Raw genomic sequence first — 13,820 nt, 5'->3', positions numbered from 1 at the left:
CCGGCTTCGTCCAGTGGTACAACGTCGATCATCGTCACAGCGGTATCCGCTACGTCAGTCCGGCCCAGCGCCATGCCGGTGAGGATCAGGCGATTCTGGCTGCCAGGCATGCTCTTTACACCGAGGCTCGCGAACTCAACCCGGCGCGTTGGTCCGGCAATACGCGCAACTGGTCGCCCATTGGCGCAGTCACGCTCAACCCGGAACGTGAGTCCGTCATAAAGACGCATTTGCCTGACGTGAATACTCAACAGTTGGCTGCATGACCGAGGCGACAACTACCTTGACGCGCGCCGGGCCGTCGCCCAACCGAAGGCCTGTGCGTCAATGGCAAACAGCCCTGACCCGATGAGGTCTGCCAGCCCCGCCAGCAGCTCAATGGAGTCGGCGCTAGCACGGCATTCAATACCCCGAGGCTGTCACTGCGGTGTTGCCCCATCTCAATTCCATGCTGCCAGCAGCGATTCAAGCGGTGGCATGACTCAATCCTGGAAGAGTTGATCGGAAGTGGGCGCCAGGGGATGCCTGCGTTGCCGTCCAAGGCTTGCCGCGGCGAGACCTATACCCAGGAGCGCGAGCGCTGAAGGCTCCGTCACCACCAGAGGCGGCGTGTCAAGGGTGCCGCCGAGTGAAAAGAAGCGACCGGCCGCGGCGTTCAAGTCTGCAATGGCCGCGTTGTTCAGGCCGATTGCGTAGCTGCCGGACAACTCCTTGGTCACCACCTGCGCAGCGTAGAGCTTGCCGCTGCCAAGGTCATCGTAGATCGAGTGGTTGACGCCGGTGTTGAAGTTCAGCGTCTGTGAGTCGGTCGTGACGTCGAACAGGGAGTAGGTCATCGGAAACGAGCCGGAGCTGACACCCACATCATTGATACGTAACACTGCGCTGATGATGCTGCCCGGTGTGATGCCGGCCAGCGAGAAGGTAAAGAAATTGCGGTGCAGGTAGGCCGGATCGAGGGGGTCAGGTTGCAGGGCGCCAACGTAGATGCTGTCGTTGGCGTTGAAATTTGCGTTATCGAATCCCCACCATCCCTGGTTGAGCGTGCCGGGCGTGAACAAGGCTTGTCCTGTGGTGAGCGTGACGGAGCTGCCATTGCTCAGGCCCAGCACAAGATCCTGGCTGACGCCACTGGAGCCTGTCCCCGCAAAGAGGAAAGTGTCTGCCGCGAAGGCGCCCGGTGAGATGGCGAACAGGGCGGTCAATGCGGCGAGGCGGGCATAAGCTCTCATGAAGGTTCCTATTTCCTGGCTCGGTCAAAGAGTCTCTGGTCGGGGAGCCGGGTCTCTGCACTGCAGACTTGAAACTGCCCGTTCCGAACTGGCGTTGTCAAAAAAACACCTGCCGAATTGTAGGGAGCGAGGAGGGGGCGTCCTACTGTCAGAACTGACAGGTGGCATACGCATCAGACGGGTATAGCCACGACGGTGGCTCTCCGGTGCGCGGTACTGCGATGAAGGCTGGTGCGCCCTTCAGAAGGGGTGTGGGCGAATCAGGTGTTGGAGCACGGCTTTGGTCGCCGCATGTTGCCTGCTGGTCGCCCCCAGCTTCGTGGTCGCGTTATTGATGTGGAAATTGACTGTGCGTTCAGAGAGATTCAGGATCTGGGAGATTTCCCAGGAGGATTTTCCGTCTCCAACCCAGCGCAGACATTCGAGTTCGCGCTTGCTCAGTCTGGGCCTTTCCAGTACCTCATCCAGCCCATGCAGACGTTTGATGGCATCGTGCACATGTGCGGCGATCAGCTGCACGTAGGGCAATGCCTGTTTTGTGAGGGCGTGGGCGGCATCGTCGGCGCGGTCCGCACCGAAGCTCAGGATGCCCAGCTCACCATTCGGGCCATGCAGGGGCATGGTCACGCCGGATTTCAGGCCGAACCGTGCCGCGTCTTCCATCATCCGGGCAGAGGCGCTTCCTGCCTGCAGGTCGAGATTGTGCCACTCGATCGGCAACACGTTGTCCGCGCAATAGGACATCACGGGGTCGACATCGTAATAGGACTGGGCGAAGTAATGGGCAACCCATGATGCGGGATAGCCATCGATCATGATCAATCGCGCGTCGGAAAGCCGTGTCGGCATCCTCAGCGCGTATATGAAGTGGTCGAAGCCCAATTGCCCGCAGAAGAATGCGGTGACCGCTTGCAGGCTGGCCATGTCGCGGGCTTCGGAAAACCTCGTCAATGCCTCGATGCTGATAGGGGGGAGTGACATGGCCCGAGAGTATGCACCTGCTTGTGCTGGCCGGCACAAGCGGGTGCAGCGGGGTCGTCGGGGCTGCGGTTGTCCTCAGACCCGGTACTTCTGCACCTCCGTGCGCATGGCCGAGGCCAGACTGTTCAGGTCGGACGCGGTGGACGAGGTGGTACCGGCGGCGGCGCTGTTCTCTTCCGACATCTGGGCGATGCGCTCGACCTTCTGGGCGATGATGGCGCTGGCGCTGCTCTGTTCGCGGATGGCCTCGCTGATCTCATTGACCATGCCGATGGTCTGGGCAGAACCCGACTCGATTTCGCGCACCGCATGTTCGGCTTCGCGGGTGTGATCGACGCCCTTGTTGACCTGCTCGACGGCAGCCAGCATGCCCTTGACGGCGCTGGCGGCATCGCTCTGCATGCTGGCCATGGTGGAGGAGATCTCATGGGTGGACTGGGCGGTGCGCTCGGCGAGCTTGCGCACCTCGTCGGCCACCACGGCGAAGCCGCGGCCCTGCTCACCGGCGCGGGCGGCCTCGATGGCGGCATTGAGAGCCAGCAGGTTGGTCTGGTCGGCCACCTCCTTGATCACGGTGACCACTGCATTGACCCTGGCGCTGCTGGAGTCCAGGCGGCCGACGATCTCGGCGGCGTCCTTCACCGCGGCCTCGATGTTGCGGATGTCGCCGAGGGTCTGGTCGATCACCTCGCTGCCATTGCGGGCGGCGGCGCCGGCGTGGGTGACCAGCGAGCTGGCCTCGTTGCTGCGGTCCGAGACATGGCTGATGCTGACGGTGAGCTCCTCGATGGCCGCTGCCATGCTGGCCGAGGCCTCGCTCTGGTCATCGGAGCCGGTGGCTACCTGGTGTGCGGCGGAGGCGAGGCGGGAGGCGGCATCGTGGACCTGGTCGGTCTGGGCGCGGAACTGCTGGAAGCTGGACTGAACTTGTTCGAGCAGGGAGTTGAGGGCACGGCCCATGCTGGAAATCTCGTCCGAGCCCTCTGCCTCGACACGTTGGGTAAAGTCCCGATTGGAGGCAATGGCGCCCACCGTGGATCGGATTCCATTGAGGGAGCCGATGATCTGCCGGTAGGTCAGGATGCCGATCAGGAGCCCCAGGGCGAGGGATGCTGCTGAAATGCCGGCGATCGTCCAAGTGCCCATCGAGATCGAGGAATCCGCAGTCTTGCTGAAGCCGTTTGCAAGAACGATGTTGTAGTCGAAGTGGTCCTTGAGATTCCTGGTGAGTGCGTCAATCTGAGGCCGGGCGCTGGTGATGATCTGGGTTGCCTGAGCCTGTTCGCTCTTTCTGGATGCGGCGACCGCGGTGTCCATGATGGCGTAGTAGTTGGATACGCCTGAATGGACTGCCCGGATCAGCTCCCTGTCCCGATCATCGGTAACCAGAGTGTCCTCGTATTCCTTGATGTCCTTGTCGATGTTCTCGCGCACTTGCTTTATGGTGGTTTCCATACCGGCCATGTCCTGCTCGTTGGTACTCAGGATATGGCGCAGTACCGTGGCGCGCAGGTTGGCGAAGTTCACGCCGATGTGGTCGAGCTTGATCAGGCTGGGGATCACGTTTTCATTGATCATGTGGACGCTGTTGCCGATCCGGTGCATCTGGAAGAAGGCAATGGCGCTGACGGCGATCAGCGCGGCGAGCAGGGTGGTGAGCAATATGGTGAGGCGCTTGGCGATGGTCACGGTCTTTCTCCTGAACGATTCCCGACGGGGGCGAGGAACCTGGAGTGAATGAAATCCGGACATGGGCGCCCGGTGATGAGCGCTTATCGGAGCCCGCTCTTTGAGCTTGAGCCTCTATTTGCCTTTGTTGTTATGAATTTGAGTGTAAGTACCTAAGTTTATGAAATTGATAAAAATTTCTTTGTTTTATTTGAGGTGGAAGTACCTATCCGGATTTGAATGGAGGTGTATTAAATTACCGGTTTCTGGATTAGGCATTCATTGTTGGAAGCGACACTGGATGTAAACGCAATCAGGCCGGATCGCCACGGCGATCCGGCCTGATTTCGGTGAGCTTTCGGGGATGGGCTGGAGACTCAGACCCGGTATTTCTGGATTTCGCTGCGCATGGCAGACGCCAGGTTGTTCAGGTCCGAAGCCGTCGAAGACGTGGTCCCGGCGGCAGCGCTGTTCTCCTCCGACATCTGGGCAATGCGCTCCACCTTCTGGGCGATGATCGAACTGGCACTGCTCTGTTCGCGGATCGCCTCGCTGATTTCGTTGACCATGCCGATGGTCTGGCTCGAGCCCGATTCGATCTCGCGTACGGCGTGTTCGGCCTCTCGGGTATGCTCGACACCCTTGTTCACCTGATCCACAGCCGTCATCATGCCCTTGACCGCATTGCTGGCATCGCTTTGCATGGTGGTCATGGTGGAGGTGATCTCCTGAGTGGATTGGGCGGTGCGCTCGGCCAGTTTGCGCACTTCGTCGGCCACCACGGCGAATCCCCGGCCTTGTTCGCCGGCCCGGGCGGCCTCGATGGCGGCATTGAGGGCCAGCAGGTTGGTCTGGTCGGCGACTTCCTTGATGACTGCGACGACGGCATTGATCTTGGCGCTGCCTGCATCGAGGCGGGCTACGATTTCGGCGGCTTCCTTGACCGCGGTTTCGATACGGCGGATGTCGGTGAGGGTCTGGCCGATCACCTCGCCACCATTACGGGCCACCGCTCCGGCATGCACCACCAGCGTGCTGGCTTCGTTGCTGCGGTCCGACACGTGGCTGATGCTGACCGTCAGTTCCTCGATGGCTGCCGCCATGCTGGCGGAGGCTTCGCTCTGGTCGTCCGAGCCGGTGGCCACCTGGTGGGCGGCCGAGGCGAGGCGGGAGGCCGCATCGCTGACCTGCTCGGTCTGGGTGCGGAACTGCTGGAAGCTCGACTGGACCTGCTCCAGCAAGGTGTTGAGCGCCCGGCCGGTGTCGGCGACTTCGTCCTGCCCCTTGGCGTCTACACGCCGGGTGAAATCACGGTGACTGGCGATCTCGCCGACAACGGATCTGATGCCGCTCAGGGCGCCTACAACCTGGCGATAGGTTCCCAGACCCAGGAACAGGCCGGCGGCTACAGCGGCAAGGATGACGCTCCCCATCGTCCACAGGCCGGACCGGTAAGAGGCGTCGGCCCGGATATTGGCGTATTCGTCCGAGATATCTATATTGAATTTTACGTGCTCCTGAAAGGCCTTGTCCACCGCAGCAACCTGGGCCCGGGCCTTTCCGATCAGCTCCTTGGCCTGATCGGGTTTTTGCGCCCGGGACAGGGCCAGGGGCTCTTCGATCAGGGCGTAGAACTGCTTGACCTCCTTCTGCTCGGTGAGGAGGAGCTCCTTGTCCCGGTCGTTGGTGACGTAATTGTCCAGGTAGTGCTGCAGGTTCTTGTCGAGGCGGGAACGGACCTCGAGGATCTGAACGTCGATGGCGGCCATGTCCTTGTCGTCGTCGGACAGGATGTGGCGCAGGATCAGCGCCCGGACTATGGCGAAGTCGTTGGCGGCCTTGTCGATGGCCACCACGCTCGGAATGATGTTTTCGTGAACGAACTTGATGTTCTCGTTCAGGGATTTCATCTGCAGCAGGCCTGCGGAGCCCACTGCAGCGAGGGCCAGCATCAGCGTGGCCAGCAGGATCGTCAGCCGCTTGGCTATGGTCATGGATGTCTCCTCGTCCAGAAAGGCATTGATGTGTGAGGTAAGGGCAGGGGGGCGAGCCGCCGGCCCCGTAAAGCTCCAGCCTTAACGGTGCTCAGGATGGGCGTCTTTAATCAAATCTCCTGATTCGGCCGAATTCATGAAATTTAATGATTTATGCCAAGGGGTTTTGATGCATGGTGAGATGAAAGCTGTGACAGGCGTGCAGCGTCCTTGGCTGTGGGCCAATCCAGTTCGGGAAGACGCTGGAGGGGATAGGTTGCGGCCGGCCGGATCGGCCAGGCAGGGGCCATCTCTGGCCCCCGGGGCGATCAGCCGCGCAGGGAGATCACCGGCCAGCCCTGGCCTTCGGCGTGGGCGCGGAGGGTGTCATCCGGATCGACGGCCACCGGGTTGCTGACCTTGCCGAGCAGCGGCAGGTCGTTATGGGAGTCGCTGTAGAACCAGCTCCTGGCGAAGCTGCCCCAGCACAGGCCGAGGCTTTCGAGCCAGCCTTCGACCCGTTCGATCTTGCCGGTCTTGAACGCGGGAGTGCCGCGGGGCTGGCCGGTGAAGGCGCCGTTCTCCTGGGCCGGAATGGTGGCGATCAGGTGGGGGATGCCGAAGGCCCGGGCGATGGGGCCGGTGACGAAGCTGTTGGTGGCGGTGACGATGGCCACCACCGAGCCGGCGGCCAGGTGCTGGTTGACCAGGGCCCGGGAGGCCTCGGTCATCATCGGCTGGATGCGGGTGTCCATGAACTCCCGGTGCCAGGCGTCGAGCTGCTCGCGGCTGTGGCGGGCCAGCGGCTTGAGCTGGAAATCGAGGAATTCGAAGATGTCCAGAGTGCCGGCCTTGTACTGGTCGAAGAACTGCTGGTTGCGGGCCTCGTAGACCTCCTTGTCCAGCACCCCGCGGGAGATCAGGTACTGGGCCCATTCGAAGTCCGAATCGCCGGCGAGAAGGGTGTTGTCCAGGTCGAAGAGTGCGAGTTCCATGGTGGGTCTGTCAGGGCAAAGGATGGATCTGTTGGACTGCGTCAGAGCTGCGGGCGTGTCTAGAGGCTCAGGTCGCGTTGCAGGATCTCCCGCAGCAGGGGCAGGGTGATGGCCCGCTTGCGTTCCAGGGAGGCCGCGTCGAGGGCATCGAGGGTGCGCAGCAGGCTGGACAGGTCCCGCCGGCCGTGGCGCAGCAGGTACTGGACGATCTCGGGTTCGAGGCGCAAGCCCCGGCTGGCCGCCTGGGCGTCGAGGATGGCCAGGCGATCCTCGTCGGTGAGGGACTTGACCTCGAAGATCAGGCTCTGGCCGATGCGGGTGCGCAGATCTTCCCGCAGATGCAGGTGCAGGGGCGCTGCACAGCCGCTGGTGATCAGGGTCATGCGCTGGCTGCGCGCACCGTTGAAGGCGCGGAACAGGGCGATCTGGGCCTCCGGCCCGAGTGCTTCCACGTCGTCCACCGCGAGGAGCAGGGCCGGTGCTTCGGGCAGGGTGGCGCCCACGTCGGCGGCGCGCAGGTAGCAGGCGGGGCGCCCGGCCTGGGCAGCGGCGGTGACCACGCTCTTGAGCAGGTGGCTGCGGCCGCTGCCGGCATCGCCCCACAGGAAGAGATGCTGGGGGATGTCGGCGACCGGGACGGCCTCGTAGAGGGCGGCCAGGAGGTCGGCGTTGGCCGCCGCGACGAAGTTCTCCAGCAGCGGGGGGGCGTCGGCGTGCAGATCGAGGGTGAGTTGCTTCACGGGCGGTTTCGCCTCCGCGCACCGGGCAGGGGCGGGCGGGCGACATTTCGGCTAAAATTCGGGTTTGTTTGCGCGCGACGGGCGGAATGGTCCGGCAGTTTGCGGCGCAAGGCCCGTTAATGTAGCCGGTCGCGGCGGGGCGCTCAACCCGATGAGCGTTTTACCCGTTGGCACCGGTCGCTTCAGAAGAGATCACAGAACCCATGAGCTCCCTTACCTATCGCGATGCCGGTGTGGATATCGATGCCGGCGATGCCCTGGTCGACCGTATCAAGCCCTTTGCCAAGCGCACCATGCGCCCGGAGGTGCTCGGCGGCATCGGCGGTTTCGGCGCGCTGTTCGAGATCTCCAAGAAATTCAAGGATCCGGTGCTGGTGTCCGGCACCGACGGCGTGGGCACCAAGCTCAAGCTCGCCTTCCAGCTCAACAAGCACGACACGGTGGGTCAGGATCTCGTGGCGATGAGCGTCAACGACATCCTGGTGCAGGGCGCCGAGCCTCTGTTCTTCCTCGACTACTTCGCCTGCGGCAAGCTGCATGTGGACACCGCCGCCACCGTGGTGCAAGGCATCGCCCAGGGCTGCGAGCTGTCCGGCTGTGCCCTGATCGGTGGTGAAACCGCCGAGATGCCCAGCATGTACCCCGACGGCGAGTACGATCTGGCCGGTTTTGCGGTGGGCGCGGTGGACAAGGCCAAGATCATCGACGGCTCCACCATCCGCCCGGGTGACGTGGTGCTGGGCCTGGCTTCCAGTGGTGCCCACTCCAATGGCTACTCCCTGATCCGCAAGATCATCGAAGTCAGCAAGCCCGACCTGGAAGCCGATTTCCATGGCCGCAAGCTGAAGGACGTGATCATGGAGCCGACCCGCCTCTACGTGAAGTCCATGCTGGCGCTGATGGAAAAGCGCGATGGCCTGGTCAAGGGCATGGCCCACATCACCGGCGGTGGCCTGCTCGACAACGTGCCCCGCGTGCTGGGCGAGAACCTCACAGCCGTGCTGAAGAAGGACGCCTGGGAAATGCCCAAACTGTTCCAGTGGCTGCAGAGCGCCGGCAACGTGGATGCCCAGGAGATGTACCGGGTCTTCAACTGCGGCATCGGCATGGTCGTCATCGTCGCCAGCGAAGATGCCGAGATGGCTGCGGCCCAGCTGCGCAGCACCGGTGAGACGGTCTACACCCTCGGCACCATCGAGGCCCGCGCCGAAGGCCAGGCTCAGACCGTGGTGATCTGACGCCCCCGGGGCGGCAGCCCCTGAGCGCGACAAAGCGGGCCCTTCGGGGCCCGTTTGCGTTGACCCCACTTGGCCGGCGCAGGGCTGCGCAAGTGTCTTTACCCGTTTTTACGTTGGCCTAACCGCGGCTAACCCGTCGCCCGGCCATCATCGGTGTATCGCTGCGCAGTGGCGCAGAGCTTCCCCGATCGAGCCCATGGCCCTGTCTCTCCCTGTTCCGGTTGCCCGCCTGGCGCCGCTGCTCCTGTGCAGCCTGCTTGCGGCCTGTGCCACTGTCGGCCCGGATTACCACCCTCCCGTGGCGCAAGCCCCTGCAGCCTGGCAGGCCGTGCCCCTGGAGGGCACCGTACCTGCCGGCGACATCGACCTGTCGCGCTGGTGGACCCAGCTCGCAGACCCGCAGTTGTCCCGCCTGGTGGATGAGGCGCTCGTCGCCAACCCGGACCTGCAGCGTGCCGCCGCTGCATTGCGGGCGGCCCGCGCGGCCCGGGAACTGGCTGTGGCCAACCGCTTCCCGACGCTCTCGGCATCGGCCGGCGCCAGCCGCAGCACCGCGCTGGGGGTGAGTCGCAGCCTGTACCAGGCCGGCTTCGATGCCGCCTGGGAGCCGGATGTGTTCGGCGGGACGCGCCGCGCCCTCGAGGCGGCGGAGGCCGACCTGGCGGCGAGTGAAGCCGACCTGCAGGCCACGCGGGTCAGCCTGGTGGCCGAGGTGGCCCTGAACTACGTGGAGCTGCGGGCCTATCAGGCGCGCCTGGCGATCGCCCGGGACAATCTGGCGAGCCAGACCGAGACGGCGCAGATCACCGACTGGCGCAGCCAGGCGGGGCTGGCCAGCAGCCTGGAGGTGGAGCAGGCGCGCAGCAACCGGGACAGCACCCGGGCTGCCATCCCTGCCCTGGATAGCGGGCGCGCCGGGGCCGAGCATCGCCTTGCCATCCTCACCGGACGGACACCGGGCAGCCTGCATGCGGTGCTTGCCGTCGATGAAGGGACGCGCGGCCGCGCCTTGCCCAGCCTGCCGCCCGGCATCGCCCTGTCGATCCCGGCGGAGGTCCTGCGCCAGCGCCCCGACGTGCAGGCGGCGGAACGTCGTCTCGCTGCCGAGACCGCCCGTATCGGCCAGGCCGAGGCGGCCCGCTATCCCGCCTTCAGCCTTAGCGGCAACCTCGGCCTCGAGGCGCTCGGCCTGTCGGTGCTGGGCGGCGGCGGGCAGATCGCCCGCTCCCTGGCGGCCGGCGTCAGCGGCCCCTTGTTTGACGCGGGCCGTGCCCGCGCGCGGGTGCAGGCCCAGGAGGCGGTGCGCGACCAGAGCCGTGCCGCCTACGAGGCCACCGTGCTGACGGCGCTCGAGGAGGTACAGAACGCCCTGGTCGCCCTTGCCAACGGCCGCGAGCGCCAGCAGGCCCTGAGCAGCGCCGCCGGGGCGGCCCGCAACGCGGCCTTGCTGGCCCGTCACCGCTACACCTCCGGGCTGATCGACTTCCAGACGGTGCTCACCACCGAGCGCAGCCTGCTCTCCATCGAGGACAGCCTGGCCTCGGCCGAGGCCGAGCGGGTGACCGCCCTGATCCAGCTCTACAAGGCCCTGGGAGGCGGATGGTCGCCCAGGGATACCGCCATGAACGCCCGGGTTTCCCCGCCTGCCGTATGAACGCCCCTGAAAATCGCTCCGCGCAAGATCTCCGCGAACTCGTCTTCCAGGGCAGCACGTCCCGCTTTGGAACAAGGGGGCGCCGCCTGCTGGGCGGTGGCCTGCTCGTACTCGTCCTGCTGGCAGCCTACGGCCTGATCGGCGGCAAGGGCGACGAGGGGCCGCACTACCGGACCCAGGCCGCCACGCGTGGAGAACTTGTCATCAACGTATCGGCGACCGGCAATCTCCAGCCCACCAACTCGGTGGATGTGGGCAGCGAGCTGTCGGGCATCGTGGACAGCGTGCTGGTGGATGTGAATGACCGGGTCCGCAAAGGGCAGGTGATCGCCCGCCTGGACACGCTCAAGCTGCGCGACCAAGTGCGGCAGGCCCGAGCCGACCTGGCCTCGGCCCGGGCCAAGGTGCGTCAGGCCGAGGCCACGGTGGCCGAGACGGCGGCCAGCCTGGCCCGCCTGCGGGAGGTAGCGCGCCTGTCGGGCGGCAAGGTGCCGTCGAAGGCCGAGCTCGACAGCGGCGAGGCCGCCGCCTTGCGCGCCGTGGCCGATCAGCGGGTGGCCGAAGCAACGGTCGCGTCGGCGCAGGCGGTGCTGAGCAGCTACGAGATCAGCCTCGGCAAGGCGACGATCCGCTCGCCCATCGATGGCATCGTGCTGACCCGCAAGGTGGAGCCCGGCCAGACGGTGGCGGCGGCGATGACTGCGCCGGTGCTGTTCACCCTGGCCGAGGACCTGCGCCGCATGGAACTGCAGGTGGATGTGGACGAAGCCGACGTGGGCAAGGTCAAGGAGGGCCAGGACGCCCGCTTTCACGTGGATGCCTGGCCGGGGCGGAGCTTTCCGGCCCGGGTCACCCGGGTGGGCTGGGGATCCCAGACCAAGGACCAGGTGGTGTCCTACCTGACCATCCTGGAGGTGCGCAACGATGATCTGCTGCTGCGCCCGGGCATGACCGCCACCGCCGAGATCACCACGGCCCGGCGCAGCGGCGTCGTGCTGGTGCCCAATACCGCCCTGCGCTTCTCGCCTCCGGCCGCCCGGGTGGAAGACAAGCGCAGCCTGCTCGCCAGCCTGATGCCCCGCCCGCCTGGCCCGCCGGCCAAGGTTGCCGGCCAGGCCCTGGCCAAGGATGGCAGCCAGACCCTGTGGCTGCTGAAGGATGGTGCTCCGGCGCCCCTGCGGGTCAATGTACTGGGCAGCAACGGGCAGTTTTCCGAAGTCCGCGCGGCAGAGGGCGAGACGCCGCTGGAGGCGGGTGCGGAAGTGATCGTCGAAGCAGCGGCGGCACGCAAATGAGCGTCCCGCTGATCGCCCTGACGGGTGTTACCCGGCGCTTCGGCGACGGTCCGGCGGCTTTCCAGGCCTTGCGCGGGGTGGACCTGAGCATCGAGGAAGGGGAGTTTGTGGCGATCATGGGCCCCAGCGGCTCCGGCAAGTCGTCGCTGATGAACATCCTGGGCTGCCTGGATACGCCGAGCGGCGGCAGCTACCGCTTCCGTGGCCTGGCGGTGGAAGCCCTGGACCGGGACCAGCGGGCACGCCTGCGCCGCCATGCCCTGGGCTTCGTGTTCCAGGGCTTCAACCTGCTGGCCCGCACCTCGGCCCAGGAGAACGTGGAGCTGCCGCTGCTTTACCGCGGTGAGGGGAATGAACGGCGCCACCAGCTTGCCCGGGCGGCCCTGGCTTCGGTGGGGCTGGAGGGCTGGGGACATCACACCCCCGCCGAGCTGTCCGGCGGCCAGCAGCAGCGCGTGGCGATTGCCCGTGCGCTGGTCACCGGCCCCTCGCTGCTGCTGGCCGATGAACCGACCGGCAACCTGGATACGGCACGCAGCCACGAGATCATGGCCTTGCTCACCGGCCTCAACCGGGACAAGGGCCTCACCGTGGTGATGGTGACCCACGAGGCCGACATGGCCGCCTACGCCCGGCGCATCGTCAGGCTGGTGGATGGGCTGATCGCCAGTGACACCCGCAACGATGCCCCAGCCGGGCAGCCGGAGAGCACATCATGATGCTGTGGAACGCGGTGCTGCTGGCCCTGCGCGAGATCCGCCGCAATCTGATGCGCTCCTTCCTGACTGTGCTGGGCATCGTGATCGGCGTGTCGGCGGTGATCACCATGGTGACCCTCGGCAACGGAGCGACCCGCTCCGTGTCGGACCAGATCGCCAGCCTGGGCAGCAATCTGCTGATCATCCGCCCCGGCCAGCATCTTGGCCCGGGGCGGGACTCGGCCGGCGCGGCGGCCTTCCGGACGGCGGACGTGGAGGCCCTGCGCAGCCAGGTGGCCGGCCTCGCCGCGGTGGTGCCGGTGAGCAGCAAGAGCGTGACCCTGGTGGCGATGTCCCGCAACTGGTCCAGCGGCGTGACCGGCACCAGCCGGGACTGGTTTGCCACCGGCAAGTGGCAGGTGGCGGCAGGGCGGATCTTCAACGAAGCCGAGGAGCGGGCCGGTGCTGCCGTCTGCGTGATCGGCGACACCCTGCGCCGCGAGCTCTTCGGCGGCCAGGACCCGGTCGGCCGGCAGGTCCGGGTCAAGCAGTTCTCCTGCGAGGTGATCGGCCTGCTGGCGTCGAAGGGGCAGTCCACCATGGGCAATGATCAGGATGACCTGGTGGTGATGCCCCTGCGCACGGTGCAGCGCCGCCTGACCGGCTCGGTGGACGTGGGCAGCCTGATGATCTCGGTGCGCGACGATGGGGCGATGGACGCCGCCAAGGAGCAGATCACCTGGTTGATGCGTGAGCGCCGCCACATCGGGCCTGGCGACAACGACGATTTCTCGGTGATGGACACCCGCCAGATCGCCGAGACCCTCTCGGGCACCACCCGGGTCATGACCGGCCTGCTCGGGGCGGTGGCGGCGGTGAGCCTGCTGGTAGGGGGCATCGGCATCATGAACATCATGCTGGTGTCGGTCACCGAGCGGACCCGCGAGATCGGCATCCGCCTGGCCATCGGGGCGCTGGAGCGGGAGGTGCTGCTGCAGTTCCTGGTGGAGGCGGTGGCGCTGGCCTCCCTGGGCGGGCTGGTCGGCATCGTGCTGGCGACCCTGGCGTCGATGGGCGGCGCGGCGCTGATGCACGTGCCCTACCTGTTCAATCCGGGCATCAACCTGCTGTCCTTCGGCTTCTCGGCGGCGATCGGAGTGGTCTTCGGCTATGTCCCGGCGCAGCGGGCGGCGCGCCTGGATCCCATCGAGGCGCTGCGTCACGAGTAGGCCTGGCGGCGAGCCCGCTCGGCCGGGTTCGGGAACCTCTGGCCTGCATGGCGGCTCTACCTGAAAGCCCACCCCGTTCCGCTTCAGCCGCGGGGTGCATCCCGGCGGTTCCGTGAC

11 protein-coding genes and 1 pseudogene are annotated in these 13,820 nt (G+C 65.7%); 6 read left to right on the top strand and 6 right to left on the bottom strand.

The annotated features are described in order from the left end of the window. Positions 1-266: pseudogene (locus HHL15_RS07800) on the top strand (IS3-like element ISAzo10 family transposase); the annotation flags it as partial. A gap of 216 nt (positions 267-482) precedes the next feature. Here the strand turns inward: HHL15_RS07800 and HHL15_RS07795 are convergent. The 6 genes from HHL15_RS07795 to hda all read right to left on the bottom strand — a co-directional run bounded on the left by HHL15_RS07795 (position 483) and on the right by hda (position 7,589). Next, a complete protein-coding gene (locus HHL15_RS07795) occupies positions 483-1,232 on the bottom strand; it encodes a PEP-CTERM sorting domain-containing protein (protein ID WP_169145258.1) in 750 nt (249 codons plus the stop codon). Positions 1,233-1,472: 240 nt separating this feature from the next. Then, the gene (locus tag HHL15_RS07790) at positions 1,473-2,156 is read right to left on the bottom strand and encodes a LuxR family transcriptional regulator (RefSeq protein ID WP_169145257.1); all 684 of its coding nucleotides are present in this window, start codon (positions 2,154-2,156) and stop codon (positions 1,473-1,475) included. A 132-nt stretch (positions 2,157-2,288) separates the two neighbouring features. After that, positions 2,289-3,902, bottom strand: a complete 1,614-nt coding sequence (locus HHL15_RS07785; RefSeq protein WP_169145256.1) for a methyl-accepting chemotaxis protein — start codon at positions 3,900-3,902, stop codon at positions 2,289-2,291. 356 nt (positions 3,903-4,258) lie between these two features. Continuing rightward, positions 4,259-5,875 carry a methyl-accepting chemotaxis protein gene (locus HHL15_RS07780; protein ID WP_169145255.1) on the bottom strand — a complete coding sequence of 539 codons (1,617 nt, stop codon included), beginning with the start codon at positions 5,873-5,875 and terminating at the stop codon, positions 4,259-4,261. Between the two features lie 308 nt (positions 5,876-6,183). Then, a complete protein-coding gene (locus tag HHL15_RS07775; RefSeq protein WP_169145254.1) occupies positions 6,184-6,849 on the bottom strand; it encodes a histidinol-phosphatase in 666 nt (221 codons plus the stop codon). A 59-nt stretch (positions 6,850-6,908) separates the two neighbouring features. Further along, the gene (hda, locus tag HHL15_RS07770; protein ID WP_169145253.1) at positions 6,909-7,589 is read right to left on the bottom strand and encodes a DnaA regulatory inactivator Hda; all 681 of its coding nucleotides are present in this window, start codon (positions 7,587-7,589) and stop codon (positions 6,909-6,911) included. Between the two features lie 203 nt (positions 7,590-7,792). Here hda and purM point away from each other — a divergent pair, with 203 nt between their 5' ends. From purM to HHL15_RS07745, 5 genes are all read left to right on the top strand, one after another. Next, positions 7,793-8,827, top strand: coding sequence for a phosphoribosylformylglycinamidine cyclo-ligase (gene purM / locus HHL15_RS07765; protein ID WP_169145252.1), 1,035 nt, complete (start codon positions 7,793-7,795; stop codon positions 8,825-8,827). A 196-nt stretch (positions 8,828-9,023) separates the two neighbouring features. Then, the gene (locus tag HHL15_RS07760; protein WP_169145251.1) at positions 9,024-10,481 is read left to right on the top strand and encodes an efflux transporter outer membrane subunit; all 1,458 of its coding nucleotides are present in this window, start codon (positions 9,024-9,026) and stop codon (positions 10,479-10,481) included. After that, complete coding sequence (locus tag HHL15_RS07755) at positions 10,478-11,776, top strand: efflux RND transporter periplasmic adaptor subunit (RefSeq protein ID WP_169145250.1); 1,299 nt, start codon at positions 10,478-10,480, stop codon at positions 11,774-11,776. Before HHL15_RS07760 ends, HHL15_RS07755 begins: the two co-directional genes overlap by 4 nt. Beyond that, positions 11,773-12,495, top strand: coding sequence for an ABC transporter ATP-binding protein (locus HHL15_RS07750; RefSeq protein WP_169145249.1), 723 nt, complete (start codon positions 11,773-11,775; stop codon positions 12,493-12,495). Before HHL15_RS07755 ends, HHL15_RS07750 begins: the two co-directional genes overlap by 4 nt. Continuing rightward, a complete protein-coding gene (locus HHL15_RS07745) occupies positions 12,492-13,703 on the top strand; it encodes an ABC transporter permease (RefSeq protein WP_235943278.1) in 1,212 nt (403 codons plus the stop codon). Before HHL15_RS07750 ends, HHL15_RS07745 begins: the two co-directional genes overlap by 4 nt. Positions 13,704-13,820 lie beyond the last annotated feature (117 nt).

It is taken from the genome of Zoogloea dura (assembly GCF_012927165.1).
GTDB lineage: Bacteria > Pseudomonadota > Gammaproteobacteria > Burkholderiales > Rhodocyclaceae > Zoogloea > Zoogloea dura.
The sequence above is the reverse complement of the archived record's forward strand: the minus strand, read 5'-3'. Positions and strand labels throughout refer to the sequence as shown.